Annotated in this window: 23 protein-coding genes and 4 tRNA genes; 11 read left to right on the top strand and 16 right to left on the bottom strand. The window is 51.7% G+C overall.

Going from position 1 to position 24,258, the window contains the following annotated elements:
* Positions 1 to 101 precede the first annotated feature (101 nt).
* The 9 genes from HMPREF3107_RS04600 to HMPREF3107_RS04560 form a co-directional block, all read right to left on the bottom strand.
* Positions 102 to 686, bottom strand: coding sequence for a DUF924 family protein (locus HMPREF3107_RS04600; RefSeq protein ID WP_070453964.1), 585 nt, complete (start codon positions 684 to 686; stop codon positions 102 to 104).
* A 225-nt stretch (positions 687 to 911) separates the two neighbouring features.
* Complete coding sequence (ileS, locus tag HMPREF3107_RS04595) at positions 912 to 3,728, bottom strand: isoleucine--tRNA ligase (RefSeq protein WP_070453961.1); 2,817 nt, start codon at positions 3,726 to 3,728, stop codon at positions 912 to 914.
* A 212-nt stretch (positions 3,729 to 3,940) separates the two neighbouring features.
* Positions 3,941 to 5,107, bottom strand: a complete 1,167-nt coding sequence (gene porB / locus HMPREF3107_RS04590) for a trimeric porin PorB (protein WP_070453959.1) — start codon at positions 5,105 to 5,107, stop codon at positions 3,941 to 3,943.
* Positions 5,108 to 5,594: 487 nt separating this feature from the next.
* Positions 5,595 to 6,506 (bottom strand): hypothetical protein, encoded by a 912-nt coding sequence (locus tag HMPREF3107_RS04585; protein ID WP_070453958.1) that lies wholly within the window; start codon positions 6,504 to 6,506, stop codon positions 5,595 to 5,597.
* Positions 6,503 to 8,221 (bottom strand): bifunctional biotin--[acetyl-CoA-carboxylase] ligase/type III pantothenate kinase, encoded by a 1,719-nt coding sequence (locus HMPREF3107_RS04580; RefSeq protein WP_070453956.1) that lies wholly within the window; start codon positions 8,219 to 8,221, stop codon positions 6,503 to 6,505. The genes HMPREF3107_RS04585 and HMPREF3107_RS04580 overlap by 4 nt, the downstream gene beginning before the upstream one ends.
* Entirely contained in the window at positions 8,222 to 8,722 is a 501-nt protein-coding gene (locus HMPREF3107_RS04575; protein ID WP_070453954.1) for an adenylyltransferase/cytidyltransferase family protein, read from the bottom strand. It lies immediately after the preceding gene.
* Between the two features lie 235 nt (positions 8,723 to 8,957).
* Positions 8,958 to 9,033, bottom strand: a tRNA-His gene (locus HMPREF3107_RS04570).
* 20 nt (positions 9,034 to 9,053) lie between these two features.
* Positions 9,054 to 9,130: transfer RNA gene (locus tag HMPREF3107_RS04565), tRNA-Arg, on the bottom strand.
* Between the two features lie 33 nt (positions 9,131 to 9,163).
* Positions 9,164 to 9,241 (bottom strand) — tRNA-Pro (locus HMPREF3107_RS04560).
* 209 nt (positions 9,242 to 9,450) lie between these two features.
* On the opposite strand from HMPREF3107_RS04560, the gene folD reads away from it, so the two are divergent.
* The 6 genes from folD to HMPREF3107_RS04530 all read left to right on the top strand — a co-directional run bounded on the left by folD (position 9,451) and on the right by HMPREF3107_RS04530 (position 14,143).
* The gene (gene folD, locus HMPREF3107_RS04555; protein WP_070454090.1) at positions 9,451 to 10,302 is read left to right on the top strand and encodes a bifunctional methylenetetrahydrofolate dehydrogenase/methenyltetrahydrofolate cyclohydrolase FolD; all 852 of its coding nucleotides are present in this window, start codon (positions 9,451 to 9,453) and stop codon (positions 10,300 to 10,302) included.
* Between the two features lie 174 nt (positions 10,303 to 10,476).
* Positions 10,477 to 10,968: a cyclic pyranopterin monophosphate synthase MoaC gene (locus tag HMPREF3107_RS04550; protein ID WP_070453952.1), complete on the top strand. Its 492-nt coding sequence runs from the start codon at positions 10,477 to 10,479 to the stop codon at positions 10,966 to 10,968.
* Positions 10,968 to 11,720 (top strand): HesA/MoeB/ThiF family protein, encoded by a 753-nt coding sequence (locus HMPREF3107_RS04545; RefSeq protein ID WP_070453950.1) that lies wholly within the window; start codon positions 10,968 to 10,970, stop codon positions 11,718 to 11,720. The genes HMPREF3107_RS04550 and HMPREF3107_RS04545 overlap by 1 nt, the downstream gene beginning before the upstream one ends.
* Positions 11,721 to 11,801: 81 nt before the next feature.
* The gene (gene dtd, locus HMPREF3107_RS04540) at positions 11,802 to 12,263 is read left to right on the top strand and encodes a D-aminoacyl-tRNA deacylase (protein WP_070453948.1); all 462 of its coding nucleotides are present in this window, start codon (positions 11,802 to 11,804) and stop codon (positions 12,261 to 12,263) included.
* Positions 12,264 to 12,606: 343 nt separating this feature from the next.
* Positions 12,607 to 13,800, top strand: a complete 1,194-nt coding sequence (locus HMPREF3107_RS04535) for an MFS transporter (RefSeq protein ID WP_070453946.1) — start codon at positions 12,607 to 12,609, stop codon at positions 13,798 to 13,800.
* A gap of 7 nt (positions 13,801 to 13,807) precedes the next feature.
* On the top strand, positions 13,808 to 14,143 hold the full coding sequence (locus HMPREF3107_RS04530; RefSeq protein ID WP_141742829.1) for a hypothetical protein: 336 nt from the start codon (positions 13,808 to 13,810) through the stop codon (positions 14,141 to 14,143).
* Positions 14,144 to 14,262: 119 nt separating this feature from the next.
* On the opposite strand, the gene thiL is transcribed toward HMPREF3107_RS04530, so the two are convergent.
* Both thiL and HMPREF3107_RS04520 read right to left on the bottom strand, forming a co-directional pair.
* Positions 14,263 to 15,222: a thiamine-phosphate kinase gene (gene thiL / locus HMPREF3107_RS04525; RefSeq protein WP_070453942.1), complete on the bottom strand. Its 960-nt coding sequence runs from the start codon at positions 15,220 to 15,222 to the stop codon at positions 14,263 to 14,265.
* 309 nt (positions 15,223 to 15,531) lie between these two features.
* Positions 15,532 to 16,284, bottom strand: a complete 753-nt coding sequence (locus HMPREF3107_RS04520; RefSeq protein ID WP_070454089.1) for an OmpA family protein — start codon at positions 16,282 to 16,284, stop codon at positions 15,532 to 15,534.
* Positions 16,285 to 16,722: 438 nt separating this feature from the next.
* On the opposite strand from HMPREF3107_RS04520, the gene HMPREF3107_RS04515 reads away from it, so the two are divergent.
* Positions 16,723 to 17,673 carry a LysR substrate-binding domain-containing protein gene (locus HMPREF3107_RS04515; RefSeq protein WP_070453940.1) on the top strand — a complete coding sequence of 317 codons (951 nt, stop codon included), beginning with the start codon at positions 16,723 to 16,725 and terminating at the stop codon, positions 17,671 to 17,673.
* Between the two features lie 44 nt (positions 17,674 to 17,717).
* Here the strand turns inward: HMPREF3107_RS04515 and fnr are convergent, their stop codons facing one another.
* The gene (gene fnr / locus HMPREF3107_RS04510; protein WP_070453938.1) at positions 17,718 to 18,452 is read right to left on the bottom strand and encodes a fumarate/nitrate reduction transcriptional regulator Fnr; all 735 of its coding nucleotides are present in this window, start codon (positions 18,450 to 18,452) and stop codon (positions 17,718 to 17,720) included.
* Between the two features lie 134 nt (positions 18,453 to 18,586).
* Here fnr and hemN point away from each other — a divergent pair, with 134 nt between their 5' ends.
* Together hemN and asd are read left to right on the top strand one after the other, a co-directional pair.
* Positions 18,587 to 19,993, top strand: a complete 1,407-nt coding sequence (hemN, locus tag HMPREF3107_RS04505; protein ID WP_070453936.1) for an oxygen-independent coproporphyrinogen III oxidase — start codon at positions 18,587 to 18,589, stop codon at positions 19,991 to 19,993.
* Positions 19,994 to 20,366: 373 nt separating this feature from the next.
* On the top strand, positions 20,367 to 21,482 hold the full coding sequence (asd, locus tag HMPREF3107_RS04500; RefSeq protein WP_070453934.1) for an aspartate-semialdehyde dehydrogenase: 1,116 nt from the start codon (positions 20,367 to 20,369) through the stop codon (positions 21,480 to 21,482).
* Positions 21,483 to 21,624: 142 nt separating this feature from the next.
* Here asd and HMPREF3107_RS04495 read toward each other — a convergent pair whose 3' ends face one another.
* Entirely contained in the window at positions 21,625 to 22,092 is a 468-nt protein-coding gene (locus HMPREF3107_RS04495) for a hypothetical protein (protein WP_070453932.1), read from the bottom strand.
* Positions 22,093 to 22,290: 198 nt separating this feature from the next.
* On the opposite strand from HMPREF3107_RS04495, the gene HMPREF3107_RS12075 reads away from it, so the two are divergent.
* Together HMPREF3107_RS12075 and HMPREF3107_RS04490 are read left to right on the top strand one after the other, a co-directional pair.
* A complete protein-coding gene (locus HMPREF3107_RS12075; protein WP_168160514.1) occupies positions 22,291 to 22,458 on the top strand; it encodes a hypothetical protein in 168 nt (55 codons plus the stop codon).
* Complete coding sequence (locus HMPREF3107_RS04490; RefSeq protein WP_070453930.1) at positions 22,443 to 23,249, top strand: glycosyltransferase family 2 protein; 807 nt, start codon at positions 22,443 to 22,445, stop codon at positions 23,247 to 23,249. The genes HMPREF3107_RS12075 and HMPREF3107_RS04490 overlap by 16 nt, the downstream gene beginning before the upstream one ends.
* Positions 23,250 to 23,427: 178 nt before the next feature.
* On the opposite strand, the gene HMPREF3107_RS04485 is transcribed toward HMPREF3107_RS04490, so the two are convergent.
* The 3 genes from HMPREF3107_RS04485 to HMPREF3107_RS04475 form a co-directional block, all read right to left on the bottom strand.
* Positions 23,428 to 23,504 (bottom strand) — tRNA-Pro (locus HMPREF3107_RS04485).
* Positions 23,505 to 23,533: 29 nt separating this feature from the next.
* Entirely contained in the window at positions 23,534 to 23,869 is a 336-nt protein-coding gene (locus HMPREF3107_RS04480; RefSeq protein ID WP_003773822.1) for a hypothetical protein, read from the bottom strand.
* Positions 23,847 to 24,155 carry an integration host factor subunit alpha gene (locus HMPREF3107_RS04475; RefSeq protein ID WP_003773820.1) on the bottom strand — a complete coding sequence of 103 codons (309 nt, stop codon included), beginning with the start codon at positions 24,153 to 24,155 and terminating at the stop codon, positions 23,847 to 23,849. Before HMPREF3107_RS04475 ends, HMPREF3107_RS04480 begins: the two co-directional genes overlap by 23 nt.
* Positions 24,156 to 24,258 lie beyond the last annotated feature (103 nt).

Raw genomic sequence — 24,258 nt, 5'->3', positions numbered from 1 at the left:
GCCGTACTGGTTTAAATTTAATCCACTATAGAAAAAGCCGAGTTCCGCAATATACAGAACCCGGCTTACTCCAGACAAACAATCTTTAAAAGACCATCTTATCACTCGTCGTCGTCATCCTCGTCATCCAACTCAAAACCGCTGGGGTTTGCCTTCAAAAAGGCCAATTCTTCAGGAGTGCTTTGACGGTTTAAAATGGCATTGCGGTGGGGATAACGCCCGAAACGGTCGATAACGGCCTTATGACGCTCCTCCAACCGCACACTCTTCGGCGTACCGAACCGCTGGAACAAACCGCGCGCCACAGTATGAATATTACGGTTTTCACTGTGCAGGAAAGGCATGAGAATAAACTGGCGCTGCTTGGCCTCCAGGAAAGGGAAAGACTGATGCCGAACAGCTTCCTGCGCCAGCAACAATGCCATGCGGTCTTGCGTATAAGCATGCGGCCTGCCGCGGAAAATCAACCTTGAAAACTGGTCGAGAATGATAATTTCGGCCAACCGCCCTTGTATGGTATCCCGCCAGTCCGATAATTCGCAATTTACAGCATCACGGAAAATCCGCTCATACATTACACGGACTTTCGTATCCAGAAATTCGCTATGTTCAAACCAATGCAGTTTAACTTCTTTACTGAACCAAAAATCCAGAATTTCTTGCGGGGTTACATACATCAGCTGCATCATGCTTCCTTTTGAAACAAAGCGGTTGAATGGAAAGGAAGATGATTGTATTACAAACAGTCTCTTGCTTATTTCATTTAGGTTTATCGGTTATTTTTAAAAACAAACGGTCATATTTTCAGACTAACGCGTAATTTATATGCAACATACTGATTTACCTTATCATTGTAGACAATCTAAAAGGCCGTCTGAAACCAATTTTCAGACGGCCTTTTAAACTAAGACTTAAACGTAATTCCTTGTTTCGCCCTGCCCGTCAATATTATCGGCACAACGGGCGCAGACAGTTGCATGTTCTGCCACTGTTCCAACATCTTCGGTGTAATGCCAGCAACGTTCGCATTTTTGCCCGCTGCTAACATGCACATCAACCGACAAGGCATCTCCTTCCTTAACTACGGCTTTCGAAACCAATAAGGCAAAACGCAATTCTTCGCCTAATGCGGACAATGCAGCGGCCAAATCGGCATCGGCAGTAATCTCCACCTCTGCCTGCAACGAAGAACCCAGCGACTTGTCCGCACGCAACGGTTCAATTGCAGCGGTAACGGCATTACGCGCCTCGCGTATGGCCTGCCATTTCTTCACCAGCTCCGCTTCGCTGGCAGCCGGCATTTGCGGGAAATCATGCCATGTATGGAACAACACGCTGTCTTCCTCGCCGCCGCCAATGATGTCCCAGGCTTCTTCTGCGGTAAAACACAAAATCGGCGACATCAGTAAAACCAAGCTGCGGGTAATGTGGTAAAGCGCGGTTTGCGCACTGCGGCGTGCGTGGCTGTCAGCTTTGGTGGTGTAGAGGCGGTCTTTTAGAATATCGAGATAGAAGGCGCCCAAATCCTCCGAGCAGAATGACACAATATCCTGCACGGCAAAATGGAAGGCATAACGCGGATAATAATCACCGGCTAGTTTTTCTTGCAACTGACGCGCCATTACCAAGGCATAACGGTCGATTTCCACCATATCTGCCTGCGGCACGGCATCTTCAATCGGATTGAAGTCGCTCAAATTGGCCAACAGGAAACGCAATGTATTCCGCAAACGGCGGTAGCTTTCGGTTACCCGTTTCAGAATCTCTTTTGAAATCGACAATTCGCCGCTGTAATCGGTAGCAGCCGTCCACAGGCGCAAAATATCCGCGCCGAATTCATTATACACTTCCTGCGGTGCAACAACGTTGCGTAGCGATTTCGACATTTTTCTGCCGTTTTGATCAACTACGAAACCGTGCGTCAGCAACTGTTTGTACGGCGCACGCCCCAAAGTGGCGCAGCCGGTCAGCATGGAGGATTGGAACCAACCGCGGTGCTGGTCGCTTCCTTCCAAATATAAATCGGCCGGCCAAGCCAATTCTTCCCGCTGCTTCAGCACGGAATAATGCGTCGAACCCGAATCAAACCATACATCCATTGTATCGGACAATTTGTCGTAATTTTCGCAATCTTCCGCACTCAGCAACTCACTTTTATCCAAGGCAAACCATGCCTCAATGCCTTTTTCCTCAATGCGCTTGGCCACTTCCTCCAGCAACCGTGCCGAATCGGGATGCAGTTCGCCCGTATCTTTATGCACGAAAAAGGTCATCGGTGTACCCCAGAACCGTTGGCGCGAAACCACCCAATCAGGACGGCCTTCAATCATCGCCTGCAAACGCGCACGACCCCACGCCGGGAAAAATTCGGTATCGTCCACAGCTTTCAACGCTTTGTTGCGCAGGGTTTTACCGTCCGCACCCTCTTTATCCATACCGATAAACCATTGGCCGGTGGCACGATAAATCAAGGGGGTTTTGTGCCGCCAACAATGGGCATAACTGTGTTCGATTTTGTTGTTCGCCAACAACCGTCCTACTTCCTCCAGCCATCCGACAATCACAGGATTGGCTTCCCAAACCGTCATGCCCTCAACGCGCGGTGTTCCGGCAATATAACGCCCTTGTGCGTTTACAGGGTTAAACAGTTCGATACCGTATTTGATGCAGACAAAATAATCTTCCAAACCGTGCGCCGGCGCAGTATGAACCAAGCCCGTACCGGCCTCGGTACTCACATGTTCGCCGTTCAACAACAGAATATCGCGCTCTAAAAACGGATGGCTCAATAGCAGGTTTTCCAACCTTGCCCCCGTTGTTTCCGCCAAAACCCGGAGGCCGTCTGAAAGAGATTCATCATCGGCTCCGCCAACCAACAAGCCGTAGCGCTTCAGCGCATCACGCGCCAAATCTTTAGCCAAAACCAAATTCCCTTTCGGTGTGGCAATCAGTTGATAAACGATATCCGCTCCCGCAGAGACAGCCTGACTGGCAGGCAACGTCCAAGGCGTGGTCGTCCAAATGACGGCAAAACTGTCTCCGGTTAATTTTTTCAAACCAAAGGCTGCAGCCACAGCACCATTGCTTTTAAACGGATAGGCAACATCGATGGCCAAAGAAGTTTTATCCTTATATTCCACTTCCGCTTCCGCCAACGATGATCCGCAATCCAGGCAGAATTGAACGGGTTTTGCCCCCCGATACAGATAGCCTGCCCGGTAAATTTCCCCCAAGGTACGCACCGTGTCGGCTTCGGTTTGATAATTCATGGTCAGATAAGGGCGTTCCCAATCACCCAACACACCTAGACGGATAAAGTCTTTTTTCTGCCGCGCAATCTGCTCGGCAGCGTAAGATCGGCACAACTCGCGGAATTTCGCCGTAGGCATTTCACGCCCGTGCAACTTTTCTACCATTACCTCAATCGGCAAACCATGACAGTCCCAGCCCGGTACATAAGGCGCATCAAAGCCAGCCAAGGTCTTACTTCTCAGGATGATGTCTTTCAGAATTTTATTGACGGCATGACCGATATGGATATCGCCATTGGCATAAGGAGGACCGTCGTGCAGGATAAATTTCGGCCTTCCCTGCATTTTTTCGCGCAGTTTCTGATAACGCTTTTGCTCATACCAGCTTTTCAGCCATTCCGGCTCGCGTTTGGCCAAATCGCCGCGCATGGGAAACGGCGTATCCAATAAATTAACGGTTTTACGGTAATCGGTCATTTTGTGTCTCGGAAATAGTGGAATATAAAAACCGGCCTTTTTAGGCCGTCTGAAATTCAAGGCATAGCACATTGTAGCGGAAACAGCCCTTAATTATAAGGGTATGTGCAAGGATTGAGGAAAGGCCGTCTGAAACAATATTTTCAGACGGCCTCAACAACTAAAAAAGAGCCTGCAAAGCAGGCTCTTTATCAAGCAATTCTAAATTTAAATTAGAATTTGTGGCGCAGACCAACCAAACCAGCAGTAGTTTCTACGCGGTAAGCTTCTTTATGACCAGATTTCAACCAACCGGCTTGGGCAAATGCAGTGGTACGTTTAGAGAAGTCATAATCAGCACCAACAATCACTTGGTCGTACTGAGCTTGTTTTCTCTGAGCATCGTTCAAGCCTTTGCCTTTTGCTTTAAAGCCGTGAGCGTAAGAAACTTTAGGTGTTACATTGCCGAATTTGTATGCACCAGTAACGGCCAACTCGTGAGTTTTCAAGGCTACAGAATCATCGCCTGGAACAGTAACAAAATTACGAGTAGCAGAATCCCATTCTTGAGAAGGACCTGCTTTGTAGCTATCATCACTAGTCAAAGCTGCATGGTAGCTGTCTTGGCTATCCCAACCGTTGGTGTACTGGTAACCAGCACTTACGAACAAGTTATTGGCATCGTAACCGGCTTCTACACGGTGAGCCTGACCTGACTTGCTGTTGAGCTTACCAGCAGCGTCACGCTCTACATAAGCAGATTTTTTGTAACCGAAACCATACTGAGCGAAGAAGCCAGCATTTTCATAGTTCAAACCTGCATAGTATGCAGCATTGTCTTTAGCATCATCATCACGACCGCTAGTCTGACCTATGTAACGGATAGTGTTGACTTTATTATCACGAGGAGAGAACTGAACGTTTGCGCTGAAGCCTGCGAATACCGGAGAATCGTAGCGTACAGAAACAACTTTCTGACCGGTACGGGTAAACATACCTAAGCCCAAAGCACTGTTGCTGTATTCCCAAGCATCAGTTTTATCCATTTCGTCCAACTGGGTGCTCATTTTACCAGCGCGGAAAGTACCGGCAGTAGTTTCCAAACCGATGTAAGCTTGGCGGTTACCCCAACCGGAATTAGTACCGGCAACTGAAGTTTTTTGTTCTACTTTCCAAATAGCATTCAAGCCATTGCCTAAGTTTTCGTGGCCTTTGAAACCGATGCGTGAACCGAAGTCGGCAATTGCAGTTTCAGTATGGCTTTTCTCAGTAGTAGTTGTTGTTTTTACTTTAGTCTGACCGGTTTCAACACCTGCTTTGATGGTACCGTACAGAGTTACGTCCGCCATTGCAGCAGAAGACAGAGCGGCCAGAGACAGAGCAATCAGAGTTTTTTTCATTGCTGTATTCCTTTTCTATGTTTAAGAAAATCAGGCGAAACCGGATTACTCCGATTAAGCTGTTGCGTTTATCGCCGTTGCCAGCGATTACATGGCTATTAATATAAATGTTCCGCCACAAAAAAACAAACTTTATCGGCGTTTCCCCTGCACGAATGCAGCAAAAAGTGTGTTATTTTTCCCACAACCATTGCTTATTTTCTTTCGTTTCATGGCGTTGCCTGAAATTTCATGTTGTTACAACTTTATCCCTTAATAGCTGTTTATTGCGCAATCGCCCACAAGCAATTATGGCTGCATCAGGCATCAGTCCTACTGCCAAACGGGAAAGGCACTGTAAGACTGCCTTTGCAGCAAAGAGGCCGTCTGAAATCTGACTGCAGGCATAACGGATTAACTTGATATCACCAATTCGGCATCAAGAAACCAAAAGGCCGTCTGAAAGACGTTTTACAATAAAACACCTTTCAGACGGCCTTCCGTTATTTTAACGGCATTTGTTTCTAGACAGCCTGCCGTAGCTTCCGACTATATTTTGAATGGCTTTGATATCGGCATCGTTCACAGTCATGAATGTAATCTGCATTTTGGCAACACTCTGACCACCGGACGAACCTGAATTCACCTCGCGCAACTGGCCTGTGAAACCCGCACCCTGCAAACGGTTTAACAATGCTTGGGCTTGCGCCTTATCAGACCGAATACCAATGCTGATACCGCCTTCCATTAGTACGGTATTGAAGCCTTTGCTTTGAAGGGCCTGCATTTGGCTGCCGGCATCAATCTGAATCGGTGTCCAAACCGCATAGCTTGTTTTGCTCCTGCCCGCCTCTTTGCGCTCTACCGTGCGGCTGGCCGCATGCGGCCAACGGTTTAACAGCCCTTTTATTCTGTGATAGTCGTCTTCCGGCAGGGAAACATTAGCCGTTGTTACACAGCGGTTTCCCTGTCCTGCCTCTGTAATGACGGGCTGACGCTCAAAGTTGCCCTGATTATTATTGCCCTGTGCATACTTGCTGCGCCGCATGGCTTCTTCTTTGGCCTGAATTTGGCGGCGGTTTCTTTCATCTTGCAATCTGGCTATCTGTTTCGCCGTATCTTCTTCGGTATCGGTGGGTTCGATATAGACATCAGCCGCACCACCGTTGTCCGTCAACCAGTTGCCAGACGGGGCGGACGAGGCGGGCGCAACAGCAGAAGCCGGCGTTTCGGACGCACCTGCATCCGAAGGTTTGACCATGGGTTGCGGCAAGTCTGCGGAATCACGCGTCATCCGGGCACTGGCCTCTTTCCTTTTGGCCATCATTTCCGCCTCTTGCTTTTCCATGACTTTAGGCAGCGTCATGCCGCCGAATATCGCGATATTCAGCGCCAACAACGCAAAAAACAACCATTTCATTCTTGTCCCACCCAGCTTAACAGGCCATAAATGACCAAATTATCTACGATTTTAATGTCATTGTCTAAAGCAAACGCTTGCGGCAGAGCCTCGGCCACTTTGGCCGCACCACCTCCGGTGAGGATGACATCTACTGTTTTGCCGCCGCCGATTTTTTCTTTCAGACGGCTGTGCATCAAAATAACGGCTCCGCAGACCGCATCCATCATACCGCTCGCCAATGCGTTGGACGTGGTGGTCGGGAAGGGATAAACGCGCCCGATTCGCCGGTTTAGATTGGCGGTTTTCATGGCCATGGCCTCTTTCATCAAATGAAAACCGGGCATGATGCTGCCGCCGAGATAACTGCCGTCATCGGTTAGCGCGTCTATCGTTACGGCCGTTCCGCAACTGACGACCACGCAGGCATTCCGACTGAATCGGCGGCTGCCCAATGCGTTAAACCAACGGTCGGAACCATGTTCCGCAGGATTGCGGTAGTGATTGCGGATACCCAAGGCATGAGGCATTGACGGCAGCCATTCGATTTCTGCCGCTAACTGCTCCTGCACTAGTGCCTTCTTTTCATCCCCGCACACCGCACTGCCGACTATCACAACGCCGTTACCGCCGAAATGCCGCCAGTCTTCGCCCAATTGCTGCAAATCACGATACGGCGCGCCCGAAACATTGCCTATTTTGCCGTTTTCCGCCCACGCCCATTTCAGACGGCTGTTACCGCCGTCCAACAATAAATAGCGTGTCGCCGCCCTACCGGCAGGCTCAATACTTTGACGCAGACTGATTTCGCCGCTGGCTATCCGTTTTTCGCCTCCGGCAGTCTCAAGCCGCAATACGCCCTGTTCGGTCACGCCGAGTACAGTGCCTTCTTCCAGCACTTGCCCGTTATGCAGCAGGCGGACGGAAGCACCCTGATCACGGTTGGCCGCCTCATAAGCCGCAAGGAAAGGGGCGAAACCGTGCACTGCAAATTCGGACAATATGCCGTCTAATTCGCCCAGCAGGATTCCGAGCAATTCGGCGGCACTCGGCGGCACACTTTGACAGGCGGCTTGCACGGATGAGGCATTCTCAATCTCTTTCGGCAAGACAAAATTCAAACCTATGCCGATAACGGCGGCCGTTTTACCCCCGCTGCGCATGGTTTCAATCAAAATGCCGCCCAGTTTGTCGCTACCGACAACCAAATCGTTCGGCCATTTGAGTTGCACCGGCACACCCAGCCGCTGCAATGCATTGCAACAAGCCAGGCCGACCGCCAGCGACAAAGCACCCAATTCGCCCTGCTGCCGTTCGAATACCCAACCGAAACTGAATGTCAGGCATTCGCCGATGCGGCTGTACCAGCTGCGCCCCTGCCGGCCCCGCCCTTTGGTTTGCTCGTGCACAATACACAGATAACGGTGTGCGGCATCAATATCGCGCTTTGCCGCCATCAATACCGCATCATTGCTTGAAGGATGAGTATGGAGCAGTTCGGCACGGAAACCGCCCGCAACGGCAGACAGGCACTCGTCCGAAAAAACAGCCAAAGGCCGCACCAAACGCCAATAACCGTCCTGCTGGCGCAACAACCCCCGGATATGCGCGGGCATTTTCAGCCATAAACCGTTCAACTGCTGCGGTTTCACACCCGCCTTCCCGGCCAGTGCCGCGATATGTTTGGGCAGGCCGTCTGAAAGCTCGGCCAGCAACCGCCAATGAACAGCCTGCATTTACTCACGCTCCGAAGCGCGGATTTTTGCCAGCGTCTGAGTAGTGGAAGTTTGATGCAGGAAAGGAATCGAATAGACTTTCCCGCCCCTCGCCAGCGTTTCGGCAGAGCCGACGATTTTCTCTACCGGCCAGTCGCCGCCTTTAATCAGAATATCCGGCCTGACCAGTTCAATAAGCTCGAAAGGCGTATCTTGATCAAACCAAGTAACCAAATCGACACTAGACAATGCCGCCGCCACTGCCGCCCGATCGGCCAACGTGTTAATCGGCCTGTCATCACCCTTGCCCAGCCTCCTGACCGACTCGTCGGTATTCAACGCCAACACCATGGCCGCACCTGCCGCCCTGGCCTGCGCCAAGTAAGTAACATGCCCCCGATGCAGGATATCGAAGCAGCCGTTGGTAAAAACCAGCGGCCGGGGCAAGGCAGCAATTTTCGCGGACAGCATCTCAGGGGGGCAAATTTTCCCTTCAAAATCAGGTAGTGGCCAAGTTTGCATTCTCTTTGTACTCAACTGAAATAAAGGGGCAAATCATACCGAAAGCATGGTAAGACGGCAATCCGCTGATTATCGGCATCGCTTTTCTGCTTTAACTGCTGCTTCCTGTTTCAGACGGCCTGCCTGAAACCTGAGGCCGTCTGAAACAACGAGCTGCACCATAGTCATGCCAGCCACACCGGAAGCAAAAATAACAAAACCCGCCTCATTAATGAGGCGGGTTTTGTTTTGATTTTGGGGTGGCTGATGGGGCTCGAACCCACGACAACCGGAATCACAATCCGGGGCTCTACCAACTGAGCTACAGCCACCACAAGAAAACTTGCCGTTTTGGCACGCCCGACAGGAATCGAACCTGTAACCGCCCGCTTAGAAGGCGGGTGCTCTATCCGGTTGAGCTACGGGCGCATCAACCTTTGCGTGCTGATTTTATCGGGTTTCTGGTCGGGGCGGTGGGATTCGAACTCACGACCCTCTGCTCCCAAAGCAGATGCGCTAACCGGGCTGCGCTACGCCCCGACGAGAAGAAGCGGACTATACAGAAAGCTTTATTTTGCGTCAAGCGTCCGCGCTATGTTTTTTATCAAACCAAGCATACCGTTTTATTTTTAAAACGTATTTATCTTCCACCGCATATTTCGACACCGCCGCGCACGGATGCAATTATGAAAAGCACGGCAAAAAATGCCATAATGCCGCCTTCCCGTTTTCTGTTTGAAAGGTTTTCCATGTCCGCACAAATCATCGACGGTAAAGAAGTTGCACGGCAAAGGCTGTCCATGCTGGCCGACCGCGTGGCCGAACGAAAAAACAAAGGGCTGCACACGCCCTGCCTGGCCGTCATATTGGTTGGCGACGATCCCGCCAGCGCGGTTTACGTCCGCAACAAAAAAATCGCCTGCGAAAAAGCGGGATTCGAATCGCGCTCTTATGAGATGCCGTCTGAAACCACGCAGGACGAGCTGCTGGCATTGGTGGACGAATTGAACGGCAATCCGGATGTGGACGGCATTTTGGTTCAACTGCCGCTACCGAAACAGATAAACAGCCAAGCGGTTTTGGAGCGCATCCTGCCGCATAAAGATGTGGACGGCTTCCATCCTTATAATGTCGGCCGCCTGGTGGTAAAAATGCCTCTGATGCGCCCCTGCACGCCCAAAGGCGTGATGACCTTGCTGGAAAACTACGGCGTGGAAGTGGAAGGGAAAAAAGCCGTCGTCGTCGGCGCGTCGAATATCGTCGGCCGGCCGCAAATGCTGGAACTGCTGCTGTCCCGCGCCACGGTTACCATCTGCCACAGCAAAACGTGCAATCTGGCCGAAGAAGTGGCGTCGGCCGATATTGTGGTGGCGGGCGTGGGTATCCCGAATTTCGTCAAAGGCGAATGGATCAAGCCCGGCGCGGTGGTTATCGATGTCGGCATCAACCGCTTGGACGACGGCAGCCTGTGCGGCGACGTTGAATTTGAAACGGCAAAAGAACGCGCCGCCATGATTACGCCCGTTCCCGGCGGAGTGGGTCCGATGACGATTGCCACGCTGCTGGAAAATACCCTCCATGCCGCCGAACTGCACGACTGATTCAATCATATAGTACAGGCCGTCTGAAAAGCATTTTTCAGACGGCCTCTTTACTTCCGACACCACCTGTTGCCGATATTTTGCGCTACAATCTCCAACTGTCGGCGGCTGTCTTTTCAGACGGCCTGATTAAAGAAACGGCTATTCCAATAAATTTACATTCCGGGATTTTTTATGTTCGACCCATTCTACTCCTATGAAGATGCCGGCGAAGCAACCGGCAACACCCTTCCAGACACCCCGACTGCCATTGCCTGCGGCGACATCAACCTCAACCCGCAAACGTTTGCCGCGCTAGACGACGAACCGTTGCGGAAAAGCGAAATCCTAGCCACCGCCCGCATGTCCGCCATACACGGCTGCAAACAAGCCGGCCTGCTGCTGCCGATGCATCTGCCCGCGCGACTGACCGATGTCAAAGTACAGTTCGACTTCGATGCCGCACTCAGCCGCATCGGCGTAACGGTCAGCGTTTCCTCAAACGACGCCGACAGCCTCGAAATGGAGGCCTTATCGGGCGTGAATGCCGCCCTGCTGTCGATTTACAGCGCATTGCGGCATCACGACAAAACCATGATTCTGACCCAAGTCCACCTGCTCGAACAGCACGACGGAAAAAGTAGCCCGTTTATTTTCGCCAACGAATACGAGAACCTGAGCCTGTAATGGACGACCGCGACCTCTTACGCTACAGCCGCCACATCCTGCTCGACGAAATCGGTATCGAAGGGCAGGAAAAACTTTTATCGTCCGCCGCATTGGTCATCGGCTGCGGCGGCTTGGGGGCGGCCGCCCTGCCGTTTCTGGCTGCGGCGGGTGTGGGCCGTCTGATTTTGGCCGACCACGACGAAGTCGATGAAACCAATCTGCAACGGCAAACCGCCTTCAATGAAAGCGACATCGGCCGCAACAAGGCCGAAACCTTGTCAGGCCGTCTGAAAAGCATCAACAGCCGCTGCGAAACCGTTGCCCTGCCGCATTATCTGGACGGCGACGAACTGGCGGAACAAGTCCGCCGCGCAGATGTCGTGCTCGATTGCAGCGACAATTTCGCCACCCGCCAAGCCCTCAACCGCGCGTGCGTGGCGGCGGCCAAACCCTTGGTTTCCGGCGCGGCAGCCCGCTTCGACGGCCAGCTGGCCGTCTACCGTCCCGACCTCTCCGGCTCTCCCTGCTACGCTTGCTTATTTGACGACGGGCAGGCCGACGACGGGGCATGCGCCCTGTTCGGCGTATTCTCGCCGCTGGTCGGCGTCATCGGCAGCATGCAGGCCGCCGAAGCCTTGAAAATCCTACTCGGCACCGAGCCTCAGAAATACGGCCGGTTGCACGTTTATAATGCCCTGAGCGGCCGTTGGCAGTCTTTTGCTTTGACAAAAAACCGGCAATGCCGCGTTTGCGGCCCGAAGGCCGTCTGAAAACGCCCGCCCCAACCCTCAATCCGAAACCGTCCGTCCGCCGAAATACCTTTTCAGACGGCCCGAACCGAAAGCCCGAATATGCGCGCCGTGATTCAAAAAGTTACCCATGCCGAAGTAGATGTTTTAAACGGAAACACCCGTGAAACCGCCGGACGGATTTCAGACGGCCTCACGGTGCTGCTGGGTGTCGGCACGGAAGACACCGACGCCGATGCCCGCTACATCGCCGACAAAATCGCCACCTTGCGGATTTTTGAAGACGGCGACGGCAAATTGAACCGCTCGCTGCAAGACACCGGCGGCGCGGTGCTGCTGGTTTCGCAATTCACACTCTACGCCGATGCCCGCAACGGCCGCCGCCCTTCTTTTTCCGCCGCCGCACGCCCCGAACAGGCCGAACGCCTTTATCAGGCCGTGGCGGATTTGCTGCGCGGACACGGCCTGACGGTGGAAACCGGCCGCTTTCAAACCCATATGCAGATTACGCTGTGCAACGACGGCCCGGTTACCCTGCTGCTCGACTCCAACAAACTGTTTTAACGAAGCTAACGAAACAACGGCGCAAACCGACAGGCAGAAAGCGGCCAAAGAAATCAAAAAGCAACTCTTTCCGCCGTCGTCAGGCCGTCTGAAAGACGTATCTGCGACAAACGGTATTCTGCAAACCACTCATTTAAAAAATTTGATGGGCACAGCCTCAAATCGACAAATCAGGCCGTCTGAAAACCAATCTGGCAGACACACGCCTTTTCCATTACACTGCAATAGGCAAACCGCTTGATTTCGCTTGCGATTTCAAACACGCCTTCCTCATGCGCCAAAATACCGAATCAGTTATCTCCCTGATTAAAACCAAACCATTCCCCAATACGTTTATGACCGTATGAAACAAAAAAACCGCCCCGCCGCCGCCCTGCCCCTCGGCCTGCTGCTGATTGCCGTCGCCCTGCTGGCCGCCAACCTGCGCGCGCCCTTGGCCGCACTCGGCCCTTTGGTCGGGATGATACAGGCCGATTTGCGGACTTCAGGCACGTTTATGGGCATTGCGGCCGCCCTGCCCATGCTGGCTTTCGCGCTGTTTTCGCCTTTCGCGCCGAAAGCGGCGCGGCGTTTCGGCATGGAGCGCGTATTGGCCGCATCCCTTGCCTTGATGATTGTCGCACTGGTTTGCCGCTCGTCGGAGCCGTCTGAAAGCCTGCTGGCGGGAGGGACGCTGCTGTTGGCTGCCGCCATCGCCATGGGCAACGTGCTGCTGCCCGCGCTGGCAAAACGCAATCTTCCCGGCCGGGTCGGCTTGGCGGTTGGCACGCTATCGGTGGTCATGGCATTGTCTTCGGCCCTGGCCGCATCGGCTTCCGTTCCGCTGGCGGAATATGCGGGCTGGCAATGGTCGCTGGCGGTATGGCTGCTGCCCGCAACGGCCGCATTATGCGTATGGCTGGCCATAGCGCGCCGCGCGGGTGCGGAAAGGCCGTCTGAAAATATGCTTTCAGACGGCCTCACAGGCAATATATGGCGGCTGCGTCCGGCGTGGTGCCTCAGCGCGTTTATGGGTTTGCAGTCCCTTCTGTTTTATTCGCTGGTCAATTTCCTGCCTTCGGTGCTGATGGAAAAAGGCATAGGAACCGCCGCCGCAGGCAATTATGTCGCCTTGTTTCAAATCGGCTCCCTGGCCGGCAGCCTGTCGGCATCGTTTCTGTTCGCCCGCATCAGGCACAGGCAGTGGTTCAATCTCGGCTTAAGCCTGATGATGCTGGCGGGCATCTCGGGCTTGTGGCTGATGCCGGCAGGCACCGCCCCACTGTGGATTCTCTTGGCCGGTGCGGGCACTTCGGGCTGCTTCGCGTCCGCTTTAATGCTTTTCGCACTCCGTTCATCCGATAGCCGTACCGCCGCAGCCCTCTCCGGCATGGCGCAAACCGTCGGTTATTCCATTGCCGCCGTCGGTCCGCTCGGCATGGGTCTGCTTTACGATGTTTCCGGTTCGTGGTCGGCATCATTATCCGTTTTAAGCGTGCTGATGCTTGCCGAATGCGTGTTGGCATGGTTTGCCGCCCGCCCCGACATCATCCGTTAAAGGAATCATGATGCGAAACTTGATGTTATGTATTCTGTTACTTTCAGCCTACGCTTCAGCCGAAGTGCGCTTCTACGGCAGCCTCGGCAGCGGCATTGAAAGCGGACGCTTCCGCTGGAACGGCCAAAACACCACGCAAACTGCCGTGCGTGATTTGGACTCATATGTCGGCATTCAAGGCAGGCATCCGATTGGCGGGCAAAATGCACCCGGCTGGGAATGGGCCCAACCACCTCTTCCCGCCAACATCCCAACAGACAAACAACAATCATGGCAACCACGGCAACCGGCAGATTTTGCAGACCCGTCGAACAAACCCATACTCCCGCCTGTTTCACCGTAAATTTTCAGACGGCCTCAAAATGAAATAAATGCTTTACTCACAACATAGCTTGCGACTTTTATACAAGCGCAACAAACTGGCTAAAAAATTCTTTATTGCTTTTAAAAATAGCAAAAAGTTCAGGCAAAATGATCAAAACCATATTTTTCCAATGTAATCTCCCTGCCTTCTTCATCCCAAATACGGATACCTTTGCCCGCCACCACCCTTCCTATCCTACTGACGGGCACGCCGTACTGCCGGGCTAACGCTTCAATCTGTCCACGCCGCCCGGCATCCGCGGTAAACAGCAGTTCATAATCATCTCCGCCCGCCAAAACACACTGGTGCAATTGTTTTGATGACAGGCAATCCCTTAATTCAGGCAACACGGGAATATCCTGCCAAAAAATCTCAGCCCCCGCTCCCGAAGCATCTAGGATATGTCCCAAATCCTGTATCAGGCCGTCTGAAATATCCTGCGCCGCATGAGCCTCCGCCAGCAAAGACTGTCCCAAACCTACCCTTGGAATCGGCCGCAGCAAAGCCTGCTCGCATTGCTGGAATACAGCCTGAGGCAAAACAAAATTACCCAGCAAATGTTGCAATGCCGCTGCCGCAGAACCGAGTCGGCCCGAAACCCAAACATCATCGCCTTCTCGGGCTGCACAACGCAACAAACCATGCCCTTTCGGCACTTCGCCGAAAATCGTTACATTAAATACCCAATCCCCTTTAGTCGTATCTCCGCCGATCAAAGAAACGCCATATTCATCACACAGTGCATAAAAACGATTGCAAAAAGACTTCAACCAATCCTTATCCAAAACGGGCAACGCCACACTTAAAAGCACCCACTTCGGCACCGCACCCATCGCCGCCATGTCGGATAAATTAACCGACAAGACCTTATGCGCCAAGTCTTCGGGTTTTGTATCAACGAAAAAATGCCGCCCGGCCAACAACATATCACTGCTGATGCACAGATCCCAATCAGGTCTCGGACGGACAATCGCAGCATCATCTCCAATACCCAACAATACCGATGAATCGCCCTGATTTTTAATAAGGTATTGCTCTATAAAATTAAACTCGTTCATTCTATTCCTCTTGTTATTTGAAACTCGCACACACCAACCACTATTGCGGAATCACTAAATAAAAGATACGTGATGGATTGACTAATAATTGATACATAGCAACAAGTGTTAAACAGTAAAAGCAGTACGGCCGAACAAACTTGAAACGTAACGGAAAATAAGTTGATCTGCCAAATCACCAATTCCAACATCCACATATTAGATTCATTACTCCCACTTTAACAGGAGTAATAAAAGTGAAATACCTATGCCGCACCTGACGTAACAATAAAAAAACCCCGCAAATTTGCGGGGTTTTCAAAAATCATCTTACCAGCGAGTGTAACCGTGGATGTCTGATCTTTCGCCAGGCAACCAGTGGCTGTCACTGGCAGGACGCTCACCAACGGCTTCAGAACCGACAGAAACTTGTTTTTGTACCAAGCTGCGGATCTTAACGTCTACACGGCGATCAGGTTCGATACATGCAATCAGAGCAGCGCGTTTTTTGGCTTTAGATACTTTTTTGCCCAGTTTGGAAACTTCAGCTTCACAAGTAGTGGTCATTTGAGCTTGAGACTCACCTAAACCTACAGCAGAAATCTTGCCTGCGGGTACGCCTTGGTTAACCAAGTAGTTCGCTACAGCATTGGCACGACGCTCAGACAAAGCTTGGTTGTATTGCTCTGAACCCATAAAGTCAGTATGACCTTCAACACGAACAGCCTGAACGTTAGCATCAGACAAACGGGCAGCCAAGCTATTCAGGGTTTCAATAGCCTGAGGACGCAGATTGTCTTTATCGAAGTTAAACAGAGTTTTAGCTGACAAAGAAACAGTCTCGTCTACATACTCAGGGGCGGCAGGAGCTTGAGCAACCGCATCACCGCACTCAACACGGCCTTGTGTTTCCTTATCAAAATAAGTGGTTTTCCAGCATTCTTCGTAATTGTTACGAACAATTTCTTGAGATTCACGGCTAACGACATATCCGTGTTTGGTATGCGGCTCGCTGGCGGCAAGAGTATTGGCCGAAGCAATAGCGGCAACGATTAATGCACCTAATTTAAGCTGTTTGGTCATTATTATTCCCTCATCAAAGATTGTTAATGCAATGACCCAAAGACCATTACAAAGCACAACATAACAGGCCGCTGAACTTAACGGCAACCAGAATATCTAAGGTCGTACTATAAAAAAACCCGACACAAACTGTCAATATCCCATTAAAAATTGCCCGAAGGCCGCCTGCTTCCTAGCTGTGCATCATGCCGAAAAATCAATTCCGTGTCATTCATTTACTGGTGAAAGTACTACTCTTGCCACTCCCAGTTGCACAAAAGCAACAAGAAATTACATCTTTGGATAATCCCAATCTGTTTTACGCCCTTCTCCCGATTCGCTGGCGATTTACCAAAATAATCGCCGCAAGCGGTCATTTCTTAATTTAAGTTTGTTTTTATGTTACATTCACGCTCTCAAAACAGCCCTACCCTTTCATCCGAATCATTCTTCAACATTATGAAATTACAACAATTACGTTACGCACTTGAAGTTTACCGGCATAATCTGAACGTTTCCGAAGCTGCCGAGGCCCTGTTTACTTCTCAGCCCGGCGTATCAAAACAAATACGGCTCTTGGAAGAAGAACTGGGCATTCAGATTTTTATCCGTAGCGGCAAACGGATTATATCCGTGTCACAACCAGGCAAGGCTGTGCTGCAAACGGCAGAGCGCATCCTCCACGACATCCAAAACATCAAAAACATCGGTTATGAGTTTACCAAACAGGATAACGGCGTTTTAACCATAGCCACCACGCATACTTTGGCACGCTACATATTGCCGCCCATCATTGCGGAATTTATCGGCATGTATCCCAAAGTCAGCCTGAATATCAAGCAAGGGACGCCTTCCGATATACAGCAAATGGTTTCTGAAGGGAAAGTCGATTTCGCCATCACGCCGGAATTGCCCGGAACAGTTGAAGAATTACGCAATATTCCGTGCTTCCGCTGGCATTACGGGCTTATTGTCCCGAACGACCATCCCCTTCTTGACCACAAAGGCGCACTCACCCTCCCCCTGATTACCCAATATCCTTTAATCACCTATGAATTTGCCTTCAACCAAGGAACCAATATTGTCCGTGCATTCCATAAGGCAGACATACCGCCGCCGAATGCCGCACTTTTGGTTGCAGACAATGACGTGCTTAAAACTTATGTCAAACTCGGACTCGGCATTGGAATTATGGCCAAAGCGGCCTACGAACCGAAAACCGATTCGGATTTGACCTTAATCGACATCTCGCAGCTGATTGAACCCTGCTATTCCGGCCTGTTATTCCGACCGGACAGCTATTTGCGCGGATATATCTATGACTTTATCGGCTTATTCAATCCAAGCCTGACGAAAGAAAGATTAGACCAACTGTTGTACGCGCCGGTTATCGAAGATTTTTCCATTTAAAACGACAAACAAAAAACACAGAACCCAAAAGTTCTGTGTTTTTTTCAGACGGCGTGAGAGCCGCCCGATACCATCTGATTTAACATTTCCGGCTTCAGCAGCCTGATGTGCTTATGCTCAACCACAATCAACCCTTCCTGATGAAATCTCGATAACGTCCTACTGACCGTTTCCAGCTTCAAACCCAAATAGCTGCCGATTTCCTCGCGGGACATCCTTAAAATAAAATCATTGGCGGCAAACCCCCGATGATGCAGACGCTGCGACAAATTCAGCAAAAACGCCGCAATCCGCTCTTCCGCCCGCATATTGCCCAGCAACAGCATCACGCCCTGATCACGAACAATCTCCCTGCTCATCAAGCGGAAAAAATGCGTTTGAATGCTCGGGATTTCCTTACTCAACGCCTCCATATGCCCGAAAGGCAACTCGCACACCTCACTGTCTTCCAAAGCCACCGCATCGCAGCTATGGGAATGCGTACAAATGCCGTCCATCCCAATCAATTCGCCCGACATAAAAAAACCGGTAACCTGATCCCGACCGTCTTGGGAGGCAACCGTTGTTTTAAAAAAGCCGGTACGTATCGCATACAGCGAATGGAAGGATTCACCCGACCGGAATAAAAACTCACCTTTTTTCAACCTGTGGCTCTGTTTGATGACCGTATCCAACTGCTCAAACTCATCCGGCCGCAATCCTACAGGCAGGCACAACTCGCGCAGCGAACACGTCGAACAGAGTGTTTTCATCGGTTGTAACAAAGTATGTGCACCCATGTAATATATCCTTATTGTTGTATGCCAGACAAACTGTATACAATTCGGTCTTGACTCACATCAAGGCGTATCCGCCAGCTTTATGCGATTCTAACAAACAACTACAAACTTGACCAATATCAAACCTTACCCTCATGAAAATTATCCGAATTTCTAACGACGAACAACCCGAATTCGACCGGGAACTCATCGCCTCGCTGCCCGCCAGCGGTCCGCGTTACACTTCCTACCCGACGGCAGACCGCTTCCATAAAGATTTTAACGGGCAAGAATACATCCGAACATTGGAACTGCGGCAGGCAGGCGCGTTGAACAAACCTCTGTCGCTCTACATCCACATCCCCTTTTGCGACACCATCTGCTACTACTGCGGCTGCAACAAAATCATCACAAAAGACAAAACCCGCGCCGACGAATACCTGAACTACCTCGAACGCGAAATGGACTTGCTCGCCCCGCACCTGAACGGCAAACAGCCTTTGGCGCAACTCCACTTCGGCGGCGGCACGCCCACCTTTCTTTCAGACGGCCAACTCGACCGCGTATTCTCCATGATACACCGCCATTTCAACCTGCTTCCCGACGGCGAATACTCCATCGAAATCGACCCGCGCAAAGTCAGCCGGGAAACCGTCCTGCATCTTGGCAGGCTGGGCTTCAACCGCATGAGCGTCGGCATACAGGATTTCGATCCCAAAGTGCAGCAGGCCGTAAACCGCATCCAAACCGTTGAAGAAACACGCACCGTCATCGATGCCGCCCGCGAAGCCGGTTTCAAATCCGTCAGCGTCGATTTGATTTACGGCCTGCCGCACCAATCGCTAGAAAGCATCAAACCCACCATAGACACCGTATTGGGCCTGGACCCCGACCGCCTCGCGCTCTACCACTACGCCCACCTGCCACACATATTCAAACCCCAACGCCGCATCGACACCGACGCTGTTCCCAGCAGCGAAGAAAAACTCGACATCCTGCAATACGCCGTGCAACGCCTGACCGAAGCAGGCTACGTCTTCATCGGCATGGACCATTTCGCCAAACCCGACGACGAACTTTCGGTTGCCCTGCGCGAAGGCTTTTTGCAACGCAACTTCCAAGGCTATTCCACCTATGCCGACTGCGACCTCATCCCCATCGGCGTATCCGCCATCGGCAAAATCGGCAGCACCTACGAACAAAACGAACGCAACATCACCGACTACTACGCCGCCATCGACCAAGGCCGCCTGCCGATTATGCGCGGCTACCGACTGAACAAAGACGACATCCTGCGCCGCAACATCATTCAGGACTTGATGTGCCGTTTCGCCCTCGACTTCCACGTTTACCAAGACATCTTCGGCATACCTTTCGAACAATATTTCGCCACCGAATTGGAAGACCTGAAACAAATGGCGCAACTGGGGCTGGTCCAACTGCACAGGCACAGCTTGCAGGTAACACCCAAAGGCCGCTTCCTCATCCGCAACATCGCCATGGTATTCGACTACCACCTGCGCCACCGCGAAACCACCGCCCAATACTCGCAGACCGTATAAACCCGCCCGGCGCCGCCAAACTTTCAGACGGCCTATACCCAACAGGCCGTCTGAAAACATCATCTCTTACGGATTCAAAACCTTACAACCTTATCCAACGGCTTTTTCAGACGGCCTCAACACCCCCTTAGTGCTACGCACCCATCACGCACTCTGCCCAAAGACATAAGACATAAATAGGCCGCCTGAAAACAAACCCTGCCGAAGTCAAAATGCCACGCCCTGCCGCACACTTTGTAAACAATTTACGAAAAAACTTTACTTTTCCACAAGGCAGGTTTAAAAAGCGCATTTCCCCCTGCAACCGCAAAACAGCCCGGATAGAGGCTGCCTTATCTGCGGTACGGCACAAACTCAAACACGGAGATTAATCATGAAAGTAGGTTTCGTCGGCTGGCGCGGCATGGTCGGTTCGGTTTTGATGCAGCGTATGAAAGAAGAAAACGACTTCGCCCACATTCCCGAAGCGTTCTTCTTCACCACATCCAACGTCGGCGGCGCGGCACCTGATTTCGGTCAGGCGGCTAAAACATTATTGGACGCGAACGACGTTGCCGAGCTGGCGAAAATGGACATCATCGTAACCTGCCAAGGCGGCGATTACACCAAATCCGTATTCCAACCCCTGCGCGACAGCGGCTGGAACGGCTACTGGATTGACGCGGCGTCCTCCCTGCGCATGAAAGACGACGCGATTATCGTCCTCGACCCCGTCAACCGCAACGTCATCGACGACGGCCTCAAAAACGGCGTGAAAAACTACATCGGCGGCAACTGCACCGTCTCCCTGATGCTGATGGCGCTGGGCGGCCTGTTCCAAAACGATTTGGTCGAATGGGCGACCAGCATGACCTACCAAGCCGCTTCCGGCGCGGGCGCGAAAAACATGCGCGAACTCATCAGCGGCATGGGCGCGATTCATGCCCAAGTGGCGGACGAGCTTGCCAATCCTTCCAGCGCGATTCTCGACATCGACCGCAAAGTGTCCGATTTCCTGCGCAGCGAAGACTACCCGAAAGCCAACTTCGGCGTACCGCTCGCCGGCAGCCTGATTCCATGGATTGACGTGGATTTGGGCAACGGCCAGTCCAAAGAAGAATGGAAAGGCGGCGTGGAAACCAACAAAATCCTCGGCCGCAGCGACAATCCGACCGTAATCGACGGTTTGTGCGTCCGCATCGGCTCTATGCGCTGCCACAGCCAAGCCATCACCCTGAAGCTGAAAAAAGACCTGCCCGTTTCCGAAATCGAAGCGATTTTGGCAGGCTCGAACGACTGGGTGAAAGTCATCCCCAACGAAAAAGAAGCCAGCATCCACGAGCTGACGCCCGCCAAAGTCACCGGCACGCTGTCCGTCCCCGTCGGACGCATCCGCAAACTGGGCATGGGCGGCGAATACATCAGCGCGTTCACCGTCGGCGACCAGCTCTTATGGGGCGCAGCCGAACCCCTGCGCCGCGTGTTGCGCATCGTGTTGGGCAGTTTGTAAGATTCGCAGTGCAAACAAAAAAGCAACGGTTTATCCGTTGCTTTTTTATGTTTAATCAACAACAAGAAAAGCTATGTCAGTCAGCCGTCCTGATTTTGATTGATTCGCCGAATGTGAGGCCGTCTGAAAAAACAGTCGTCCGTTAAAAGGCATAACGCGGCATAGCGGGCAATTTGCATTGTGCTTCCATACGGCGCGTTTCATTCCACAACCTGTTGAGTTCCAGGCTGGCATCCTGCTCCTGCAACATAGCCAGTTCTACGGCGGCATAGCTTTTCCAGTCGGTCCTGGCGACTGCACATTTGCAGGCTGCATCATGCTGTTTATCATATAAAACGACACAGTCTTGCGTAACCGCTTTTTTCAGACTGTCCAAATCGGCATATCTGGCACGGCTCGAGGCAATGGCATATTCGGCCGCCGTCTTATATCGGCGCACATCAGGACGGGATTTTTCCGACCATTCCGTGGTATGTTCGCCCACCGGAGTAAAAGCGGCGGTATGAATAAACGAGTTTTCATACTTATCCGGGACGGGCAAAAAGGCATCAGCCCGAACAGCCTGGGCGGATAAGGCCAATATACAGTAAGCCAAAGCATAAAGTTTCATTGCATATCCTTTCTTGACGGATTGAACCGCGGCAAACTTTTCAGACGGCCTCCCCGTGAGGCTGCCTACGTTTAATTTTCCAAGCAGAGTTTCGCCCCCCAACCGGCACGGCAGATTCAAAACGGAAGATGCCGCTTGAAGACAAAAACACGGCAGGCCTTGATATAAAGCTTGTTACAATAAGAAGCCGTCTGAAAAATGATAGTGACCCCCCAACCGGTACAGCCCCCTGCCTTGGTTTCGCCCGTTTACCCCGTCTTACCCAAGCTTGCTCCATACCGCCCGATTAACCTTCAAGGCCGTCTGAAAACCAAAACGGCTTTTCAGACGGCCTCCTTAGGGACTTCATCATGCAGCCGACCTTAGACGTTATCATCCCCTGCTACAACGCAGCAAACACATTACGCGCGGCCGCCGAAAGCGCGCTTGCCCAAAGCGTCGTCCAAACCGTTTGGCTGGTGGACGACGCTTCCGACGACGGCACACCCGACATCATGCGGGAATTGGCGGCACAATATCCGCAAATCCGTTGCGAATATCTGCCGTCCAACGGCGGCGCAGCACGCGCACGCAACTGGGGCGCACTGCAAAGCCGGGCCGACTTTACCGCCTTTCTCGATGCCGACGATGCATACGAGGTTTCAGCCCTTCTCCCCGCCTATACGGCATTAAGCCGATTTACCTACCTGAGCCTGGTTCGGCTGAAACTGCGCCCGACAGGCTTCCCCGACCGTTATCTCACCCATCCCGACTTCAATCGGGCATGGCAGCAGCTGGAAATGACCGTAGGCGGCAACACGGTTTTCCGCCGGAATACCCTGCTTGCCTGCGGCGGTTTCCCACAAGACGAAATATTCCGAACTTTCGGCGGAGAAGATGCCGCTTTGGGCATTGCCTTAACCCGCAACAGCGTGGTCGGCACGTTATTCGGAGAACAAGATGCCGCCGTTCGCCACACCTACCGCCCGAACATTCATGCCGAACGCCTGCTGGAGCTCGCATTATTCGGCATCTCCGATCAAAAAATCACAACAAAACATTTCCAACAGGCAGAAGCCGTTACCGAACGTATTTGCCGAAAATTGGAAGAACTCAAACTGCAAATTGCATTGGAACAAAACGGCATCATGCCACTGCTCACTTCTTATGCGGACTAAAACCTTTCCAATACGATACAGCGCAGCTAACGCAACAATGCGTCATCAAAACAATCATATAGAAAAATGCAAACGAATCAGAAAATTCAATCCAACGAAAATAGAGGCCGTCTGAAACACCTTCCCAAGCCAGAAAAGGGAAAAGGCTTGGTAAAAATTACCAAGCCTTTTATATTTTTGGTCGGAGTGAAAGGATTCGAACCTTCGACCCCTTGCACCCCATGCAAGTGCGCTACCAGACTGCGCCACACTCCGACGAAATAAGGATGCGGATTATAGGGAAATTACACTTTGCTGGCAAGTGCTTTCTCAATCCTATCCAACAATGCCGCCAAGCCGACGGTCATTTCTTCGGCAGTTGCCGCCGGATTACCGGCCGCATCCAACCCGTTGCGGTTAAACGTATCGACAAACGGCGAAAAAGTCGCACATAACTGCCTGATTTTCACGACATCGGAACGGGTATAAACATTACCGCCATATCCGATGACCAAACCGTGCTCATGCTGCCAATCGGCAAACTGGGCCGGATTGATTCGAGCCAGTTCGCACAATTCTTCCAAACTGAAATAACGTTTGGCCGGGATCGGCGGCAAATTATCGTTGCTGCTGTTTGTCATAATAATGTTCCACCATGCCTTTCAATTTTTGGCTGGCATGGAAAGTTACTACGCGGCGTGCTGAAATCGGCACTTCTTCACCTGTTTTGGGATTGCGGCCGGGGCGTTGCGGTTTGTCGCGCAACTGGAAGTTGCCAAAACCGGAAATCTTGATTTCTTCACCGCGTTCCAATGTAGTGCGGATTTCCTCAAAAAACAGCTCGACAATTTCTTTGGCATCGTTCTTCGTTACGCTGCTTACCTTTTCAACCAAAATATCGGCCAATTCTGCTTTTGTCAGTGTCATTATCTTTTACCTTTTGTTTGCGACAAAGGGCGGATTATCGCAAAAATATTTTTCATATTCAAGAAAATATGGACTTGCATTCATAAAAAGGCAGAGTGTCGGC

Source organism: Neisseria sp. HMSC31F04, assembly GCF_001807735.1.
Taxonomy (GTDB): domain Bacteria; phylum Pseudomonadota; class Gammaproteobacteria; order Burkholderiales; family Neisseriaceae; genus Neisseria; species Neisseria elongata.
Note: the sequence above shows the minus strand (reverse complement) of the source record. Positions and strands in the feature narration are given on the sequence as shown.